Origin of the sequence: Mycobacterium sp. AMU20-3851 (genome assembly GCF_043974665.1) — a bacterium.
Taxonomy (GTDB): domain Bacteria; phylum Actinomycetota; class Actinomycetes; order Mycobacteriales; family Mycobacteriaceae; genus Mycobacterium.
Window position 1 is genome coordinate 3,659,154 of record NZ_CP146371.1, and the last position, 18,207, is coordinate 3,677,360.

The following is an 18,207-nucleotide window of genomic DNA, read 5'->3' on the forward strand; positions in this document are numbered from 1 at the left end:
GACGACGATGGCACGCAGGCGCGGTTGGGGCGGAGATCCACCCCAGACCGATGAAGAGGCCACCCGCCGCATCGTCACGGCGGCCGTCGACCTCGTCAGCGCTACCGGAAAAGCCATCTCACTGGCGGACGTCGCAAACTCCCTCGGCATCATCCGCCAGACGGTGTACCGATACTTCCCGACCTCCGACGCGTTGATGCAAGCGGTCGCGATGGGATCGGTCGACGCCTTCCTGGAGCGACTGGCCGCCCACGTGCGCGGCATCCACGATCCGGCCGATGCCCTCGTCGAAGGCACCCTGTTCACGCTCGCCGAGGTGGGTCGCACTCCGCACCTGGGCATCCTGCTCTCGGAGTCCTACCCGCACAACCACAGTGAGGACATCGCCTCGGAAGAGGCACGCGCCATCGGCATGCGGATGATCGACCGGTTCGAGGTGGACTGGGCTGCGCACGGGTACGACGAGGCCAGCCTGCAGGAGCTCGTCGAGTTCACCCTGCGGATCATGCTGTCCTTCTTCGTCGCCCCCAACGACACCCGACGCTCCCCGACCGAACTGCGAAAGTTCCTGCGGCGCTGGCTCGGCAGCGCGGTCTCCGCGCAACGGGACCAGCAATGACATCGGTCGGCGAAGCCCGCGCCCTGCGCAGGGACGCCCAGCGCAACCGGCAACGGGTTCTCGACGCGGCACGAGACCTGTTCGCCCAGCGCGGCCTGGAGGCCACCCTCAACGACGTGGCTCACCACGCCGGGGTGGGCGTGGGCACGGTGTACCGGAGATTCGCGACCAAGGAAGAACTGCTGGACGCCATCTTCGAGAGCGCCATCGACCAGATCGTGGCGCTCGCGGAATCCGCTCTTTCCCAACAGAACTCGTGGGACGGGTTCGTGTGGTTCGTCGAGCAACTCTGCGAGCTGACCGCGACCGACCGCGGACTGCGCGAGATGGTGTACAGCACAGCCTACGGCGGCTACTCGGTCGTGTGCGCGCGCCAGCGCCTGGTCCCACCCATCTCTCGGCTGTTCGATCGGGCGCGGGTTGACGGCTACCTGCGCCCGGACGCGGAACACACCGATATGCCGATTCTGAGCCTGTTGGCCGGCACCGTGAGCGAATGGGCCGGCCATGTCGAACCCGAACTGTGGCGTCGTTATGTCGCGCTGCTGCTCGACGGCCTGCGCCGGCGCGACGCCCAGGCCGCGCTGCCGGTGGACGCACTGGACGACGACCAGATGGACACCGCGATGCAGGGCTGGCAGCCGGCGGGTTAACGATCGCTGGGGCCCAGCAGGATTCGCGCCACCTCGGTGGTCGTCTGCGCACCGTCGTCGTATCCGCCCTGTCCGCCCAGCGCATTCATGATGGCCAGCGTGTAGCGCTGCCCCGGCCCGGCGAAGCCGACGGAGTTGACCACCCAACCGCCCTGCTCCTGCGACCAGCCGTTCTTGTTGCCCGGCGACATCGCGGCGCCGGCGCCCCACACCCCCCACTGCTGCGCGCGGTCGACCCGCTGCATCTCGGCGATGACCGCGGCGGCGTTGGCCGGGGTGAGACCGGTCAGCACATAGTTCATCAGGGCGTCGAAGTCGTCGGCGGTGCCCTTCTGAAAGCCCCAATACGGGTAGACCTCCCCGAATCCGGGCTGCGGCCGCACAGCTTTCATGCCGTAGCGGACAAAGTTGGTGTTGAACACGTTGGCCGGTCCGCCGTAGCGCGACCACAGGGCGTCGGCGGCCTCGTTGTCCGAGCTGCGCAGCATCGCCGCCATCTGATTGCGGTCGGCCGCGCTGAGTCGCAGCGCGCCGGTCTGTTCGCGGGTGAGCAGGTCGGCGACCATCGCCAGTTTGATCGTCGACGCGGTCCAGATCGGGGTCGCGGCCGCGGCGCTGCGGTACCGGGCGCCGGTCACCCGGTCGCGCAGCACGAACCCGATCGTGCCGGGCCGCGTCGCGATGTATGCCTCGGCGGCCGCGATGCGCTGCTGCAGTACGCATTGCGCATCGGTGGCGGTGCAGGTCGCCGCGGCCGGCGGCGCCCAGACGACGGTGGCAGCCAGCAGCAGGGCCGCGACCAGACCGCGAATCCGGGTCACCGCAAGGCGCTGTCGATGGCGTCTCGCAGATCCTCCACACGGCGCACCAGGATCTGCTCGCCGTCGACGAAGAAGGTCGGAGTGCCCTGCACACCCAGCAGCTGACCATCTCGCTGGTCGACTCGGATGCGTTCCAGGGTCGCCGGGTCGTTGTAGGTCTTGTCGAACGCCGTCATGTCCAGTCCGAGTTCCTCGGCGAAACCACGGAACACGCCGTCGGCCGGCACCCGCTGCTCCCCCCATTCGGCCTGCGTTTCGAACATCTTGCGGTACATCGCCTCCAGTTGGCCCTGCTGCGCGGCAGCCTCCACGGCGCGCGCCGCGCGCTCGCCGTTGAAGTGCCCGGACAACGGGAAGTAGCGCAGGACGAACTCGACCCGGTCGCCGTACTCCGCGCGCAGTTGTTCGACGATGGGAAAGGCGGCACGGCAGCCTTCGCATTCGAAGTCGAGGAACTCCACGAAGGTCACCTGGGGGTCGCGCGGGTCGGTCAGCCGATGGCTGTTGTCGCGTACCAGTTGCGCGGATCCGGTGTCCGTCGGTTCGGCGGTGCGTTCGCGGTCGCCGCCGTTGATCAACACGATGATCGCGACGGCCAGGACGATCAGGACGCCGACGACGGTCACCGTCACCCGCCCGGCCCGAGTCTTGAGCACTCCGAATCCCTCCCGATCTGCGGCCACTGACGCCGGACACCCGCACTGACGTGCATCTACGTAGTCGCTACGTAGGATGTTAGCGCAACGGCACTTCGACACACGGCAGGACAACGGTGATGCGGCGGATGACATCGGCAACCGTCAGGCGACAAAACTATCTGGGTGTCTGGCTGACACTGCTCACCGTGCTCGCCCTCACCCTCGGGTTGACCGCCTGCAGCACCACGCCGGCACCCCCGGCGGCCCAGACCGTCACCGACAAGGGCACACCCTACGGCGATCTGCTCGTCCCGAAACTGAATTCCTCGGTCACCGACGGCGCCATCGGGGTGTCGGTCGAGCAACCGGTGACGGTCAGTGTGGAGGCCGGCGTCCTGGACGAGGTGACGCTGGTCAACGCGCAGGGCCGGGTGGTCGACGGTGAGCTCAGCCCCGACGGCGTCTCCTGGCGCTCCGCCGAGCCGCTGGGCTACAACAAGGAATACACCCTGACCGCAGCCGCTTTCGGTCTCGGCGGGGTCACGCAGACCAGCGCCACCTTCGAAACCCACTCGCCGCAGTATCTGACGATGCCGTACCTGATGCCCGCCGACGGCGCGGTGGTCGGTGTCGGGCAGCCCATCTCGGTGACCTTCGACGAGGTCATTCCGGACCGACTGGCCGCCCAGCGCGCCATCACCGTCACCACCGAACCCGCGGTCGAGGGCGCCTTCTACTGGATCAGCGGTCGCGAAGTCCGCTGGCGCCCAGCGAAATACTGGAAACCGGGCACCACTGTGGAGGTCCAGGTGAAAACCTACGGGGTCGACCTTGGCGACGGGCTCTTCGGCCAGGACGACGCCCGCACGCGATTCACCATCGGCGACGAGGTCATCGCCACCGCCGACGACACCACCAAGACCCTCACCGTGCGCATCAACGGCGAAGTGGCCAAGACCATGCCGATCTCGATGGGCAAGGACAAGACACCCACCGACAACGGCACCTACATCATCGCCGAGCGGCTCGCCGACCTGGTGATGGACTCGTCGACCTACGGCGTGCCGGTGAACTCCCCGGACGGGTACCGCACCGAGGTCATGTGGGCCACCCGGATGTCCTACAGCGGGATCTTCGTGCACGCCGCACCGTGGTCAGTGGGCAGCCAGGGCCGGGCGAACGTGAGCCACGGATGCCTGAATGCCAGCACCGAAAACGCGAAGTGGTTCTACGACAACACCAAACGCGGTGACATCGTCGAAGTGGTGAACACCGTCGGGCCGACGCTGCCGGGAACCGACGGCCTCGGCGACTGGAACATTCCGTGGGAGCAGTGGAAGGCCGGTAACGCCGCCACCTGAGCCGCCCGGCCGGCAGGCCCGGTTCCCGAGAACTAGTGGCGGCAGATGAGGTTGACCACCACCGGCGCCGCCACGGTCACCGCGATGGTGGCCCAGGCGGTCAGCCGGTGACACCGCAGGCTTCCGGGGTGAGCCGGCATCAGCAGCCGGTTGGCGCGCCGGGTGATCGCGGTCGCCGCGACTGCGAGCCCCGCCGGCGCGACCGGTCCGGCCAGCTTGACCATCCCGGCCACCAGGGTTGGGCCGCCGTAGCGGTGTGCGGCGCGATCGTCGGCACACATCTCCAGCAGTTCGCCGACCGCGGCCGCACCGCGCGGGAACAACGGCAGCCAGGGCAGGGTCGCGGCCAGCGCCCGCAGCACCATCAACAGCTGGTGGTGGCGCCCGGCGATGTGCGCGTTCTCGTGCGCCAGCACCGCATCCAGCTGCGATCCGGTCAGCCGCTCGACCGCCGCGGTGGTCACCACGATGGCGTTCGGCCGGCCCGCCACGCAGTACGCCGCGGGCCGTTCGGCGTTCAGCAGGAAGACGTCCGCGCGGTCGGTGGGCTCACCGATCAACCGGGCGGCCTGCGCATGCTCACGGCTGCTCGCCCACAGACCGCGCAGGGCGCGCCCGGCCCGCACCCCGACCGTCGTCCACAGCATCACCGCGGCAGCGATGAGCAGCACGGTGCCCTCCGCACTCGGCGTCGCCACCTGCTCGGGTATCCCGAGCAGTTCCAGACACACCACGATCACCGGGGAGTCGGGCAGCCCGCGCACCCCGTGCACCGCGATCACAGCGACCGCAACCGACCAGGCCACCAGCACCCCGAGCATCGCGGTGAGCCAGACTGCCACTCCCAACCGCGGATTCAGCCCGTCCCGCGTCAACCGCGACAGCAGCGGCGGCGCCAGCCAGGTCACCAGCATCCCGTAGCCGAGCAGATAGACCGCGGCCGTCATCGGCGTCTCTTCTGGGTGGCGGACGACCGCAGCGCCGCCTTCAGCTGCGCCGATTCCTCCGCTGACATCTGCTCGACGAAGAAGGCCAGGACGGCCTCGGGCTTGCCGCCGGTCTTCAACGCCGCCCGCATCAGATTGGCCGAACGCTCCTCACGGGTCATGGTCGCCCAGTACCGGTAGGCCTTGCCCTCCCGCTCCCGCCGCACCCACCCCTTGCGGTGCAGATTGTCCAGTGTCGACAGCACGGTCGTGTAGGCGATCTGCCGCGCGTCGGCCATCTCCTCGAACACCTCACGCACGGTGACACCGTCTTCCCGACCCCAGACCCGATCCATCACCGTGGCTTCGAGATCACCGAACCCCCGCTGCTGCATCCGCACCTCCGTTCTGGCAGCCCAATCTACGCCCCGGCTACGTAGGTCGGCGCCGCCCTCAGAGCGCGCGGCCGGCGGCCACGGACTGCTGCGCGTCGAATCCCGTTGCCAGCGCGTCCCGGAACGCGTTCACCGCGGGATGCGCCACCCGCGCGCTCCGGGTCAGGGTGAACAGCCGGCGGCTCGGCGCACCATGCAGTTCGACCAGACGCACGCCGTGCGCCCATTCCGCGCGTAGCAGGGAGGGCACCAACGACACGGCCCGGCCGGCCCGCACCATCTGCAGGTGCACCAGCAGATCGACCCCGTCGAAGCGGACATCGGGCTCGAACCCGCTGTCGCGGCAGGTGGCCCGGGCCCACCGTCCGGGTGCGGAGTTGGCCGGGTCCAGCGCCCATGGGGCCCTCGCGACCTGCGCCAGCGAGCTCACCTCACTCCACGGACCCGAGGCCGGCACGGCGAGCAGCATCTCGTCCGCCCCCAGATCCCTGCGGTGCAGCCCGGCGCGCGCCGGCAGCGATCCGCCCGGGTACTCCTCCCCGACCACCACGTCGAAGGTGCCCGCCAGCAGACCGGACACGGCCTCGGACACATCGCGCTGGGAGACGTCTACGTGCAACTCGGGATGCATCCGCTCCAGCGTCTGCAAGACCGCCGGCAACAGGGACAGCAGCGCGGTCTGCAGGGAGGCGATGTGCAGGCTGCCGCCCACCGCACCCACCGAGGCGGCGAGTTCGGATTCCGCCGATTCGATGGCGGCGATCGCGACCCGGGTGTGCTCCACCAGGATCCGCGCCGCATCGGTCAACCGGACACCGCGCCCGATCGGCTCGGTCAGCGCCGTCCCCACCTCCCGCTCCAGCGTCGCGAGCTGCTGGGACACCGCCGACGGGCTGTAGTTCAGCGACTGCGCAACCGCCGCCAGCGAGCCCTTCCGCTCCAGTTCATGCAGGACGATGAGCCGCTGCAGATTGAGCATGACGCGTCTCCCGGAGTCGGCAGGTAATTCATCAGAATTTCTTACCAATATAGTCCAAACAGACTCGCTGGACTGATGATATTCCGGGCGTCGATGATGGCTGCATGCCCACGCGCGCTCCCTCGAGCATCCTCATGATCCTGGGGTCGTGCATGTCGCTGCAGTTGGGCGCGGTGCTCGCCATCCCGCTGCTGGCGCAGTTCGGTGCGGGCCTGACGACCAGCGCCCGCCTGCTGATCTCGGGCCTGCTGTTGCTGGCGCTGCACCGGCCGCGCTTCTTCGGTTGGGACCGCGACACGTGGAAATCCGTGCTGCTCTTCGGCTTCGCGATGGCCGGCATGAACGGCTTCTTCTACGCCGCCATCGCCCGCATCCCGCTCGGTATCGCGGTCACCATCGAATTCGCTGGGCCGCTGCTGCTCTCGGCGGCGTTGTCCCGCCGGCGCCGCGACCTGGGCTGCGTACTGGCAGCGGCAACGGCGATTGCGGTACTGGGTTTCGGCGATCACGGCGGCGACGGGGACAGGCTCGACCCAGTCGGTGTCGGATATGCATTGACCGCGGCCGCGTTCTGGGCCTTCTACATCGCAGCCGGTAAGCGGGTCACCACCCGGATGGCTGGGCAGGGCTCACTCGCGATCGGCATCCTCGTCGGCGCATTCGTGGTCGCCCCGTTCGGGGTCGGGTCCGTCGGCGACCTCGCATCGGCCGCACCCGCGGTGCTACTCCCCCTGGTCGGCATGGCGCTGCTGTCCTCGCTGATCCCGTACTCGCTGGAGTTCGTGGCCATCCGCCGGCTCAGCCCGCACGTTTTCGGCGTGCTGCTGTGCCTGGAGCCGGTGGTCGCCTGTGCCGCCGGATGGTTGCTGCTGGACCAAGCCCTCAGCTGGGTGCACGGGTTCGCCATGCTCGTGGTGGTGGTCTCGGCCATCACCGTCACCCTGAGCCAACCGGCAGCGCCGGCCGCGCCTCCTCAACCGGTCGGGCAGGTCCCGGCGGCCTCCCGCAACACCTGCGCCGACGGGGCGTCGACCGGTAGCCCGTAGCCGCGCAGCACCGCGGCGAACTGCACCGCGTACTGGCACCAGAACGCCCGGTTCTGCGGCATCCACACCGCCGGCTCGCCGTCACCCTTGTTCTGGTTGGCCGCCCCGGACACCGCCAGCAGGTTGGCCGGATCGTTGGCGAACCGCAGCCGCATCGGATCGGACCAGTTGCGCGCGCCCAGATCCCAGGCCAGCGCCAGCGGCACGATGTGGTCGATCTGCACCGAGGCCCCGATCTGATTGCCGCGCACGAAGGCGACAGTGGCATCGGTGTACGGGTCGATCAACGTGCCGGTCGCCACGGCCGTCGGGCACCGCGTGATGGACACATAGGATTTTTCGACCAGATCACGGTCCAGGATGTCGTTGCGGGTGTCGCAGCCGTTGCGCCCGCCCGGCGCGTCGTTGTCGTCGTCCCAGGACTCCCCGAACGCGGCACGCCGGTAGTCGTAGCTACGCGTGCGCACCGGGATCTCGGGCACCCCGGCCAGTACGTCGACACCCGGCGCGACGGTCGGGGTGTCGGCCTCCGCGACGTAGCGCACCGAGTCCGCACCGGGTTGCGTGGTGACCTGAAATGCGACCAGCACCGCCAGCACGACCCCCGCCGCCAGCAGGCCGATCCGCTTCACGACTTGTCCAGGTACTCGACGCGGTCGGAGTTGCGGAAGGGCGCGGCCAGCACGTCCAGCCCGGGCTGGTACGGATTGTCCAGGTACGCCGACTCGCAGAAGCTCCGGGCGTCCTGAATGATGCCCAGATGATCGGCCAGGGACAGGAAACGCAACGTGGTGAGGCGCCCGGACTGGTTGTAGCCCAGCACATCTCCCTCCTGACGTTCCTGTAGATCGAGGTCGGCCAGCGCGAAGCCGTCCAGCGTGCCGGCGACCGCCCGCAACCGCTCGCCGGCCCTGGAACTCTCCGGCATCCGGGTGACCAGCAGGCACAGGCTCGGGTGCTCGCCGCGGCCGATCCGCCCGCGCAACTGGTGCAGCTGACTGATACCGAACCGGTCGGCGTCCATCACCACCATCATGGTGGAGTTGGGCACGTCGACGCCGACCTCGATGACGGTGGTGCACACCAGGACATCGATCTCCCCGGCCCGGAACGCGGACATCACCGCGTCCTTCTCCTCACCGGTGAGCCGCCCGTGCATCAGCCCCAGCCGCAGCCCGGCCAGCGGTCCGCTGCGCAACCGGTCGAGCAACTGCAACACCGTGATCGGCGGCGGACCGTGCTCATAGGCGTTCTTCTTGTCGGGCTCCTCGTCGATGCGGGAAGCCACCACGTAGGCCTGCCGGCCGGCGGCTACCTCCTCGACGATGCGCGCCCACGCCCGGTCCAGCCAAGACGGGTGATCCTTGGTGAACACCACATTGCTGGTGATGGGCTGCCGGCCGCGCGGCAGCTCACGCAGCGTCGAGGTCTCCAGATCACCGAACACCGTCAACGCGATGGTGCGCGGGATCGGCGTCGCCGTCATCACCAACAGATGCGGGGTGATGCCACCGGTGGCCTTGGCGCGCAACCGGTCACGCTGCTCGACACCGAACCGGTGCTGTTCGTCGACAACCACCATGCCCAGCCGGCTGAACTCCACCGACTCCTGGATGATGGCATGGGTGCCCACCACGATTCCTGCAGTCCCGGAATAGATCTCGTCACGCGCCTGGCGTTTCTGCTGGGGCGACATGGAGCCGGTGAGCAACGTGACGGCCGTCGCGCCGTCGGCCGCGCCGAGTTCCCCGGCCATCGCGAGCGGGCCGAGCACCTGGCGGATGGACCGGTAGTGCTGCGCGGCGAGCACCTCGGTGGGGGCCAGCAACGCGCACTGCATCCCGGCGTCGACCACCTGCAGCATCGCCAGGATCGACACGATGGTCTTTCCGGATCCGACCTCGCCCTGCAGCATCCGGTTCATCGGCCGGGTCCGGCCGAGTTCACCGGAGATCACCTCGAGCACCTCGCGCTGTCCGCCGGTCAACTCGAAGGGCAGCTGTTCGAGCAGCGCCCCGGCCAGGCCGTCCTCGCGCAGCGGGGCCGCCGGACCGGTCTCACCGAGCTCGCCGTAGCGACGCGACACCAGCGCCCACTGCAGGCCGATCGCCTCGTCATAGGTCAGCCGCTCCTGGGCGGCCGACCGCTCGACGGCGTTCTCGGACACGTGCACCCCGCGCAGCGCCTCGTCCTCGGACACCAGGTCCCATTGCCGCAGAGAGGATTCCGGAAGCAGTTCAGGGATCGGGTCCAGCACCGCCAGCACCTGCTGAACGCAGGCGTAGATGTCCCAGCTCTGCAGTTTCTTCGTGGCCGGATAGATCGGGAAGAATTCCTTCTCGAAGGCGGCCAGCACGCCCGCGCCGGACTCGCCGGACGCGTCCGCGATCTTCGCGAACGACCGTGTGCCGATGGTCCTTCCGGTCGGCGAATCGATGATCAGGAACGCCGGATGCGAGAGCTGCATGGTGTTGCGGAAATAGCCGATCTCCCCGGAAAGCATCACCCGGGTGCCCTCGGTCAGACTTTTCTCCAGGAACTCGGCGTTGAAGAAGGTGGCGGTGATCGGTGGATTCCGCTGCCCGAGCGTGACCCGCAGGAACTTGCGCTGCCGCTTACCGGTCTGCTTGCGCATGTAGTTGGAGTCGGCCTTGGTGATGACGTCGACGAAGGTCACGTGCGTGCCCTCCTCGAGTTCGATCTCCTCGCCCTCCTCGCGGACGGTCATCCCGTCGCTGTACTTGCGCGGGTAATGCCGCAGGAGATCGTTCACGGTGCGGATGCCGAAGGCCTCTTCGAGCTTGTCGGCGGCCTTGGCGCCGATGATGGGGGCGAGCAGATCGTTGAGGGCGACCACGGCTACTCCACCCCGATCAGCAGGGCGTCACCGTGGTGGTCGGTGCGGTAACTCACCAGCTCGGCACCCAGATGTCGTTGCCGCACATGGTCACGCAAACGTTCGCCCACTTTCTCGTCGACACCGGCGCCGATCAGCACGGTGATCAACTCGCCGCCGGCCGCCAGCAGCAGGTCGATCAATCCGGCGCCGGCGGCGGCCACATCCCGACCCACGATCAACACCTCGTCGCCGGCAATGCCCAGTCCGTCACCGGGTTTGCAGGAACCCGCCCACGTCAGCGCCTCCTCGGTGGCCAGCCGCACCGAGCCGTGCCGGGCGCCGGCGGCGGCGCGCGCCATGGTGTATCCGTCGTCGACGCCCTGACGGGCCGGATCGTGTACCGCCAGCGCGGCGAGCCCCTGCACCATCGACCCCGCGGGTACCGGCACCACGTCGATGCCCCACCCGGTGGCCGCGGTGCATCCGGCCACCAACTCCTCGGCGGCGATGAAACCGTTGGGCAGCACCATGATCTGGCCGGCATCGGCGTCGACCAGCGCCCGCAGCAACTGCTGCGCACTGATCGGCGCACCGTCATGCGGACGCAGCACATGCGCACCCTCATTCGCGAACAGCGTTGCCGCACCGTCTCCGTCGACGACGGCGAGCACGGCCCGGTCCCGCCCGGCCTGCACTGCCGGGCGGGCGCCGGTGAGCACGGTGATCTGGATGCCGCTGAGAGTTCCGAGCGCCAGGCCGGCCTCCACGGCACCGCCGGCGTTGTCGGTGTGCACGTGCACCGAATGGGTACCCCGGCAGCCCGCGGTGATGGCCACCGAATCCCCCAGCGCGTCCAGCGCGGCGCGCAGTCCCTCGATGGCATCGGGCCGGCAGTCGCTCAGTAGGTACATCACCTCGAACTGCGGCGGCGCGGTGGAGGTGATCGGCGGCTCGGCCGGATCGCCGGCAGGTTCATAGGTGTCGCGCCGCGGCGCGGTGCCGACCAGTGTGGCGGTGAGCGCGTCCAGCAGGACCAGCAGTCCGCGCCCGCCGGCATCCACCACGCCGGCCTCGGCCAGGACGTCGAGTTCGTCTGGGGTGCGCTCCAAGGCCTCCACGGCCGCGGCCGCCGCCGTCGCGACCACCGTCGATACCTCGGCGCCTTCGGCGGCGCTGCGCTCGGCCGCATCGGCGGCCGACCCGAGGACCGAGATGATCGTTCCCGGCACGACCTCCCCCATCGAGGCCACCACCAGGCCCTGCGCGCACTGCAGCGCGGCGGCGAAGGCCGGCCCGTCGATCTCGTCGGCACGCCGATCCGCGGCGATGTCGGCGAAGCCGCGCAGAATCTGGGACAGGATCACCCCGGAGTTGCCGCGGGCCCCGCGCAGCGCACCGTCGGCCAGGCAGGCGGTCAGCGCGGCCAGGTCCAGATCGTCGCGGCCGTCCAGCGCGGCCACCGCGGACCGCATGGTGAACAGCATGTTGGTACCGGTGTCGGAGTCCGCGACCGGGAACACATTGAGCCGGTTGATCTCGTCGGTATGGGTGATGAGTTGGCCGACGGCGGTATGCGCCCAACGCCGCAACGCGGGTGCATCGAGCCGCGCAGCCGACATCAATCCACCCTTCCAGCTCGGTCCAGCCCGTGCGCGCAAGAATAGCCATCGTGCCCGACAGCGCGGCCGCAGCTGGCACAGGTTGTGGACAGATGAACGAGCATCAACGGCACCGTTTTGCAGATCCGTTCCCCGGGCCGGTATCCTGATCAGGTTGTCGGGTCACCCGTCATGTGGTCGTTGACCCCCAAGTACTGATCAACAAGGAGTTCTGACATGGCTGCCGTGTGCGATATCTGCGCTAAGGGCCCCGGCTTCGGCAAGTCGGTGTCGCATTCCCACCGTCGGACCAGCCGTCGCTGGAACCCGAACATCCAGAGCGTCAACGCTGTGACCCGCCCCGGCGGCAACAAGCAGCGGATGAACGTGTGCACCTCCTGCCTGAAGGCCGGCAAGGTCACCCGCGGCTAGTTCCGCCCCGCGCCTGCGCGGCGGCCTTCCCGCCGCCCCACCCGTTACGGCAGGCGCCAATCGATCGGTTCGGCCCCCAGCCGCGTCAACAACTCGTTGGCGCGGCTGAACGGCTTTGAGCCGAAGAAGCCCCGCGCGGCCGACAGCGGCGACGGGTGCACCGATTCGATGACGGCGCACCCGCCCTCGGCCAGCATCGGCTTCAGCGTCTGGGCATCGCGACCCCACAACACCGCCACCAACGGTTGCGGACGCGCCACCAGCGCGCGGATCGCGCATTCGGTCACCGCCTCCCAGCCCTTGCGGCGATGCGAGGCCGGCGTGCCCGGGCGCACCGTGAGCACCCTGTTGAGCAGCATCACCCCGCGCTGCGCCCACGGACTCAGGTCCCCGGTGGCCGGCGTCGGATAGCCGAGATCCTCGCCGTACTCGGTGAAGATGTTGGCTAGGCTGCGCGGGATCGGCCGCACATCGGGGGCCACCGAGAAACTCAGTCCGACCGCATGACCGGGCGTCGGGTACGGGTCCTGGCCGACGATGAGCACCCGCACCTCAGCGAACGGAAAGGTGAACGCGCGCAGCACGTTCTCTCCGGACGGCAGGTACTGGTGCCCGGCGGCCAGTTCGGCGCGCAGGAACTCCCCCATGTCGGCCACCTGCGGGGCGACCGGCTCGAGCGCGCGCGCCCAGCCGGGTTCGACGAGATCGGTCAGCGGGCGTGGTGTCACGAGGGACAAACCTAGCGGTCACCGCGACCGATTCTCTAATACGACTGCCAGCCCGGGTTGCCCTGCCACGGTTGGCCGTCCACCACCACCCCGGCGGCACCGTCCCGCACCCGGCCGATCACCCGCCAGCCCGCGGGCACCGCGCCGGGAAACGTCGCGACCAATGCGTGGTCTTCGCCGCCGCCCAGCACCCAGTTCCAGGCATCCGCACCGGTGGTCGCCGCGGCGGCGGCCAGGGCACGGTGATCGGCGGCCAGGGCCTGCCGGGACAGGTCGATCACCACGGCTGACGAGTCGGCGATGTGCCCGAGGTCGGCCAGCAGTCCGTCGGACACATCGGTCATCGCATTGGCCCCGGCGTCCGCCGCGGCGCGGCCCTGCCCGTAGGGCGGTTTGGGCACCAGATGTTGTCGCCGAAGCTCGGGGTGTTCATGAATTCCGTTGAGCCACAACGCATATCCTGCTGCGGAGCGGCCCAGGTCACCGGCCACGGCCACCTGGTCACCAGGGCGCGCGGTATCCCTGCGCACCGGGGCCCGGCCCCCGAGATCGCCGAGCACCGTCACCGACACCACCCACAGCGGGGCGCTCACCAGGTCCCCGCCGGCGATGCCGGCCCGGCAGCGTGCCGCTTCCTCCCACATGCCGTCGGAGAGCGCCTGGGCCGCCGCGGCCGGGGTATCCGGCGGCGCGCCGAACGCCACCACGAACGCGGTCGGTGATGCGCCCATCGCCTCGACGTCGGCCGCGTTCTGGGCGATCGCCTTGCGCCCGATGTCGTGCGCGGTCGACCAGTCCAGCCGGAAATGCCGGTCCTGGACCAGCATGTCGGTGGACACCACGGTGCGCCCGTCGGCGGCGGTGACGACCGCGGCGTCGTCCCCGGGGCCCAGCGTGACCGCGGCCGGCTGCCGTCGTCCGGCCACGATCGCGCCGATGACGCCGAACTCCCCGACCTGCGCCAAGGTCGGCTCTGTGTCGGCCATCTCACCGTCCTGTCTGGCAGGAGCCGGCCTGAACACCGGTGCGACCTGCGGTACGTTTGATCCCTGCGGCGCCGAGTCTATGCAGCAGAAATGGAGGCACTGGCGGTGGTAGAGGCATTCATGCTGATTCAGACCGAGGTGGGCCGCGCCGAGGTCGTCGCGAAACAGCTGGCCGAACTGCCCGGGGTGCGCTCGGCCGAATACGTGACGGGCCCCTACGACGTGGTGGCCCGCGTCGGCGCCGACAGCCCCGACGAGTTGCACCGCGACGTGGTGACCGCGGTGCAGCGCGCCGCCGGCATCACCCGCACCCTGACGTGTCCCATCGCGAACTCCCCGATCGCCGGGGCCCGGCATCCCTAGAGTTACCGATGTGACGCAGCCCGATGAGCACGACGGACCGCCCCGGTCGCTGATCATCGCCGCGGTCGGCGTCGCCGTGGCCGCGGTCATCGTCGTGCTGACCTTCGCCGCCACCCGGCAGGCGGCCCCGCCCGACCGGCCGGTGGCCATCGCCGCGGCACCCGCCCCGGACGCGGAGAGCCCGCAGTGCCAGGCGTTGATGGAAGCGCTACCCGAACAGCTGGGCGATTACCGGCGGGCCGAGGCCGTCGACCCGGTGCCCGCCGGTGCCGCCGCCTGGCGGGCCGAGCCGGAGGCCGATCCGGTGATCCTGCGCTGCGGACTGGAACGACCCACCGACTTCGTGGTGGGCACCCCGCTACAGGTCGTCGACGCGGTGCAGTGGTTCGAGGCCAGCGCGCACGGCAGCAGCACCTGGTTCGCCGTGGACCGAGGCGTCTACGTGGCGCTGACGCTGCCCACCGGGTCCGGCCCGACCCCCATCCAGCTGATCTCCAAGGTGCTCGAACGCACCATCGCAGCACAGCCGCTGGATCCCGGGCCGCCGCGCTAGCCGGTCGCCCGCCCGCGGGCCCTACCGCAGGCCGGTGCCGCGGGCGAGCGCGGTGTCGACCATCGTCGCCAGCAGCGTCGGATAATCCACCCCGCTGGCCGCCCACATCCGCGGGTACATCGAGATGGTGGTGAAGCCGGGCATGGTGTTGATCTCGTTGATCACCGGCCCGTTCTCGGTGAGGAAGAAGTCGACCCGGGCCAGACCCTGGCAGTCGACGGCACGGAAGGCCCGGACCGCCAACACCCGCAGTTCGTCGGCGATGTCGTCGTCCACCTTGGCGGGCACGTCCAATTCGGCCGCGTCGTCGAGGTACTTGGTGGCGAAGTCGTAGAAATTGTCCTCGCGGTCGCGCACTCCGGCCACCCGGATCTCACCGATCTCGCTGGCTTCCACCCGGCCATCGGGGAACTCCAGCACGCCGCATTCCAGCTCACGGCCTATCACCGCGGCCTCGACGATCACCTTGGGGTCGTGCCGGCGGGCCTCGGCGATGGCAGCGTCGAGCTGATCCCACGCCGTGACCCGGCTGACCCCGATCGAGGAGCCGCCGCGCGCCGGTTTGACGAACACCGGCAGGCCCAGGCGCTCCCGCTCATCGAGCGTCAGGGTGTCCCGCCGGGGCCGCAGCACCACGTGATCGCCGATCGGCAACCCGTCGGCCACCAGCAACTTCTTGGTGAATTCCTTGTCCATGCCGGTGGCACTGGCCAGCACGCCCGCCCCGACATAGGGCACCCCGGCCAGTTCCAGCAGACCCTGGATGGTGCCGTCCTCGCCGTACGGGCCGTGCAGCACCGGGAACACCACGTCGACGGCGGCGAGCACCTGCCCGGCGCCCTCTCCCAGCGACAGCAGCTCGCCGCGGCGCACCGGGTCGGCGGCCAGCGCCAGCGCGGTGCCCGCGCCCTCGGTCACGTTCGGCAGCTGACCGGCAGCGATCGCCAGCGTCTCGGGCCGGCCGTCGGTGAGCACCCAGGACCCGTCCGGGGTGATGCCGACGGGGACTACCTCGAACCGCTGCGGGTCCAGGTTGCGCAGAATGCTTCCTGCGGAAACGCACGAAATCCCGTGCTCGGAGCTTCGTCCGCCATAGATGACGGCGACTCGGGTACGTGCACTCACAACCTGCAGAGGCTACCGGCTGCGGCCGGGGCCCGGCTTGTCAGGTGAGGGCGCGTTCGATGTCCGCGACGATGTCGTCGGTGTCCTCGATGCCCAGCGAGATCCTGGCGAACCCGTCGGGCACCGGATCGCCCCACCGCGCCCGGCGGTCGACACAGGTGTGGATCCCGCCGAAACTGGTCGCCGCGACCAGCAGGGTGCTGCGCTCGACCAGCCGGTGCACCGCACCCGCATCGGCGAGTTCGACGGAGACCAGGCCGCCGAACCGGCGCATCTGTTCCACCGCCACGGCGTGCGACGGATCCTGGGGCAGGCCCGGGTACCGCACGGAGCGGACCGCCGGATGATCGCGCAGCATCAGCGCGACGGCGTGTGCGCTCCGGCATTGCCTGTCGATGCGCAGCCCGGCGCTGCCCAGGCTGCGCAGCACCAGCCAGGCTTCGAACACCCCGAGCACCGGCCCGGCGAGCAGCCGGTCCCGCTCGATGGCCGCCATCAACTCGGGATGGCTGCCCGCCACGTACCCGGCCAGCAGATCGCTGTGTCCGGCCAAGGACTTGGTGGCGCTGGCGACCACCAGATCGGCGCCCAGTGACAGCGGTTGCAGGCCCAGCGGGGTGGCCGCGGTGTTGTCGACGATCAGGGTGGCTCTGCGGGACCGGCAGATGGTGGCCAGCCGGTGCAGATCCACCACGTCCAGGGTCGGGTTCACCGGTGTCTCGGCAAGCACGACATCGGCGTGGCCGGCGGCTTCACACATTTGCGCGGCGGCAGCCTCCACCACGGTGACACCCAGCGGCGCCAGATATTCGGCGGCATAGCGGCGCACCTGGTAGTAGCCGTCGGCAGGGACCACCAGCGTCGTGCCCGGTTTCGCCGTCACCCGCAGGGCCGCGCTGATCGCCCCCATCCCGGATCCGAAGGTCAATGCCGAGGCCGCACCCTCCAGTTCGGCGAGGGCGGATTCCAGCTGCCGCCACGTCGGATTCGAGGCCCGCCCGTAGGTGTCCAGCGGCTCGGCCTCGTCCGGGGACAGGTGGTACGCCGACGCCGGGATCGGCACGGGCGCTACCGGTTCACCCGGAACACTATGCGCCCCAACAGCATTGACGGTTCGAGTGGAGTCGCCATATCCGTCCATGGATACCCCTTCCGGTCACTCCGGTTTGGTACTGCGACCGAGCAGCAGCATGACCGCCTGCTCGACAGACAGCCCGCGATGGCAGACCTGATGCACGGCATCGGTGAGCGGCATCTCGACGTCGTAACTCGAGGCGAGCGCCAGCACCGACTGGCACGACGTGGCACCCTCGGCGACATGCCCCTGTGCGGCCCGCAACGCCGAGTCCATCGAGCCGCCCTGGCCCAGCCGCTCGCCGAAGGACCTGTTGCGCGATTGCGGGGAGGTACAGGTGGCCACCAGGTCGCCGACACCGGCCAGTCCGGCCAGCGTTGTCCCCTTGGCTCCCAAGGCGATTCCCAGCCGCATGATCTCCGCCAGCCCGCGGGTGATGATGGCGGCCGAGGTGTTCTCACCGAGCCCGACGCCGGCGGCCATCCCGCACGCCAGCGCGATGACGTTCTTGCAGGCCCCGCCGATCTCGGCGCCGACCACATCGGAGTTCGTGTAGGGCCGGAAGTAGGCGGTGGACATGGCGCGCTGCAGGGCGACCGCACGGCCGGAGTCGGTGCACGCGATCACGGTGGCGGCCGGCTGCTCGTCGGCGACCTCCTTGGCCAGATTCGGCCCCGTCACCACCGCGACCCGCGCCGGGTCGGCGCCGGTGACCTGGGTGATGACCTGGCTCATCCGCATCAGGGTCTCCAGTTCGATGCCCTTGGCCAGACTGACCAGGGTGGTGTCCTGGCCGATCAGGTGTTTCCAGGAGTCGAGGTTGGGACGCAACGTCTGCGAGGGCACGCCGAGCAGGACCGTGCAGGCACCGTCCAGGGCCTCGGCCGCATCACCGGTGGCACGGATGCCGTCGGGCAGCACGATGTCCCCGAGGTAATCCGGGTTGCGGCGGGTGGCGTTTATCTCGTCGGCGAGTTCGGGCCGGCGGGTCCACAACGTGACGCTGTTCCCGGCATCGGCAAGCACCTTCGCCAGCGCTGTCCCCCACGCACCGGCTCCCATTACTGCGG

The 18,207-nt window shown here is 69.6% G+C and carries 20 protein-coding genes; 7 read left to right on the forward strand and 13 right to left on the reverse strand.

Annotated features, from left to right (window positions below; all coding sequences use genetic code 11):
- Positions 1-7 precede the first annotated feature (7 nt).
- Together V4U86_RS17585 and V4U86_RS17590 are read left to right on the forward strand one after the other, a co-directional pair.
- Complete coding sequence (locus V4U86_RS17585) at positions 8-619, forward strand: TetR/AcrR family transcriptional regulator (RefSeq protein ID WP_395307232.1); 612 nt, start codon at positions 8-10, stop codon at positions 617-619.
- On the forward strand, positions 616-1,272 hold the full coding sequence (locus V4U86_RS17590) for a TetR/AcrR family transcriptional regulator (protein WP_395307233.1): 657 nt from the start codon (positions 616-618) through the stop codon (positions 1,270-1,272). The genes V4U86_RS17585 and V4U86_RS17590 overlap by 4 nt, the downstream gene beginning before the upstream one ends.
- Here V4U86_RS17590 and V4U86_RS17595 read toward each other — a convergent pair.
- Entirely contained in the window at positions 1,269-2,093 is an 825-nt protein-coding gene (locus V4U86_RS17595) for a serine hydrolase (RefSeq protein WP_395307234.1), read from the reverse strand. The genes V4U86_RS17590 and V4U86_RS17595 overlap by 4 nt on opposite strands.
- On the reverse strand, positions 2,090-2,749 hold the full coding sequence (locus tag V4U86_RS17600; protein WP_395307235.1) for a DsbA family protein: 660 nt from the start codon (positions 2,747-2,749) through the stop codon (positions 2,090-2,092). Before V4U86_RS17600 ends, V4U86_RS17595 begins: the two co-directional genes overlap by 4 nt.
- A 119-nt stretch (positions 2,750-2,868) precedes the next feature.
- On the opposite strand from V4U86_RS17600, the gene V4U86_RS17605 reads away from it, so the two are divergent.
- Complete coding sequence (locus tag V4U86_RS17605) at positions 2,869-4,092, forward strand: L,D-transpeptidase (RefSeq protein WP_395307236.1); 1,224 nt, start codon at positions 2,869-2,871, stop codon at positions 4,090-4,092.
- Between the two features lie 32 nt (positions 4,093-4,124).
- On the opposite strand, the gene V4U86_RS17610 is transcribed toward V4U86_RS17605, so the two are convergent.
- From V4U86_RS17610 to V4U86_RS17620, 3 genes are read right to left on the reverse strand one after another with little or no spacing between them, the layout of a single operon-like run.
- Complete coding sequence (locus V4U86_RS17610) at positions 4,125-5,039, reverse strand: M56 family metallopeptidase (RefSeq protein ID WP_395307237.1); 915 nt, start codon at positions 5,037-5,039, stop codon at positions 4,125-4,127.
- Positions 5,036-5,413 carry a BlaI/MecI/CopY family transcriptional regulator gene (locus tag V4U86_RS17615; RefSeq protein WP_395307238.1) on the reverse strand — a complete coding sequence of 126 codons (378 nt, stop codon included), beginning with the start codon at positions 5,411-5,413 and terminating at the stop codon, positions 5,036-5,038. Before V4U86_RS17615 ends, V4U86_RS17610 begins: the two co-directional genes overlap by 4 nt.
- A 58-nt stretch (positions 5,414-5,471) precedes the next feature.
- Positions 5,472-6,392 (reverse strand): LysR family transcriptional regulator, encoded by a 921-nt coding sequence (locus V4U86_RS17620; protein ID WP_395307239.1) that lies wholly within the window; start codon positions 6,390-6,392, stop codon positions 5,472-5,474.
- Between the two features lie 104 nt (positions 6,393-6,496).
- Between V4U86_RS17620 and V4U86_RS17625 the strand changes: the two genes are divergently transcribed.
- A complete protein-coding gene (locus V4U86_RS17625; protein ID WP_395307240.1) occupies positions 6,497-7,438 on the forward strand; it encodes an EamA family transporter in 942 nt (313 codons plus the stop codon).
- On the opposite strand, the gene V4U86_RS17630 is transcribed toward V4U86_RS17625, so the two are convergent.
- Genes V4U86_RS17630 through V4U86_RS17640 form a run of 3 tightly spaced genes read right to left on the reverse strand, consistent with a single transcriptional unit; the run spans position 7,366 to position 11,896 of the window.
- Positions 7,366-8,070 (reverse strand): HNH endonuclease family protein, encoded by a 705-nt coding sequence (locus V4U86_RS17630; RefSeq protein WP_395307241.1) that lies wholly within the window; start codon positions 8,068-8,070, stop codon positions 7,366-7,368. The genes V4U86_RS17625 and V4U86_RS17630 overlap by 73 nt on opposite strands.
- Positions 8,067-10,295 (reverse strand): ATP-dependent DNA helicase RecG, encoded by a 2,229-nt coding sequence (gene recG / locus V4U86_RS17635; protein WP_395307242.1) that lies wholly within the window; start codon positions 10,293-10,295, stop codon positions 8,067-8,069. The genes V4U86_RS17630 and recG overlap by 4 nt, the downstream gene beginning before the upstream one ends.
- Before the next feature lie 2 nt (positions 10,296-10,297).
- Entirely contained in the window at positions 10,298-11,896 is a 1,599-nt protein-coding gene (locus tag V4U86_RS17640) for a DAK2 domain-containing protein (protein ID WP_395307243.1), read from the reverse strand.
- Positions 11,897-12,112: 216 nt separating this feature from the next.
- Here V4U86_RS17640 and rpmB point away from each other — a divergent pair, with 216 nt between their 5' ends.
- Entirely contained in the window at positions 12,113-12,307 is a 195-nt protein-coding gene (gene rpmB, locus V4U86_RS17645; protein WP_073855988.1) for a 50S ribosomal protein L28, read from the forward strand.
- Positions 12,308-12,351: 44 nt separating this feature from the next.
- Here the strand turns inward: rpmB and V4U86_RS17650 are convergent, their stop codons facing one another.
- Positions 12,352-13,035, reverse strand: a complete 684-nt coding sequence (locus V4U86_RS17650; protein WP_395307244.1) for a uracil-DNA glycosylase — start codon at positions 13,033-13,035, stop codon at positions 12,352-12,354.
- Positions 13,036-13,070: 35 nt separating this feature from the next.
- The gene (locus V4U86_RS17655) at positions 13,071-14,021 is read right to left on the reverse strand and encodes a thiamine-phosphate kinase (protein WP_395307245.1); all 951 of its coding nucleotides are present in this window, start codon (positions 14,019-14,021) and stop codon (positions 13,071-13,073) included.
- Positions 14,022-14,141: 120 nt separating this feature from the next.
- Between V4U86_RS17655 and V4U86_RS17660 the strand changes: the two genes are divergently transcribed.
- Positions 14,142-14,384: an Lrp/AsnC ligand binding domain-containing protein gene (locus V4U86_RS17660; RefSeq protein ID WP_395312096.1), complete on the forward strand. Its 243-nt coding sequence runs from the start codon at positions 14,142-14,144 to the stop codon at positions 14,382-14,384.
- A 10-nt stretch (positions 14,385-14,394) separates the two neighbouring features.
- Complete coding sequence (locus V4U86_RS17665; RefSeq protein ID WP_395307246.1) at positions 14,395-14,937, forward strand: DUF3515 domain-containing protein; 543 nt, start codon at positions 14,395-14,397, stop codon at positions 14,935-14,937.
- A 21-nt stretch (positions 14,938-14,958) separates the two neighbouring features.
- On the opposite strand, the gene V4U86_RS17670 is transcribed toward V4U86_RS17665, so the two are convergent.
- The 3 genes from V4U86_RS17670 to V4U86_RS17680 are packed head-to-tail and all read right to left on the reverse strand — an operon-like array spanning position 14,959 to position 18,199.
- Positions 14,959-16,062: a D-alanine--D-alanine ligase family protein gene (locus V4U86_RS17670; RefSeq protein ID WP_395307247.1), complete on the reverse strand. Its 1,104-nt coding sequence runs from the start codon at positions 16,060-16,062 to the stop codon at positions 14,959-14,961.
- A 40-nt stretch (positions 16,063-16,102) separates the two neighbouring features.
- Positions 16,103-17,203 (reverse strand): cystathionine gamma-lyase, encoded by a 1,101-nt coding sequence (locus V4U86_RS17675; protein WP_395307248.1) that lies wholly within the window; start codon positions 17,201-17,203, stop codon positions 16,103-16,105.
- A 15-nt stretch (positions 17,204-17,218) separates the two neighbouring features.
- Positions 17,219-18,199 carry an NAD(P)H-dependent glycerol-3-phosphate dehydrogenase gene (locus V4U86_RS17680; protein WP_395312097.1) on the reverse strand — a complete coding sequence of 327 codons (981 nt, stop codon included), beginning with the start codon at positions 18,197-18,199 and terminating at the stop codon, positions 17,219-17,221.
- Between the last annotated feature and the right edge of the window lie 8 nt (positions 18,200-18,207).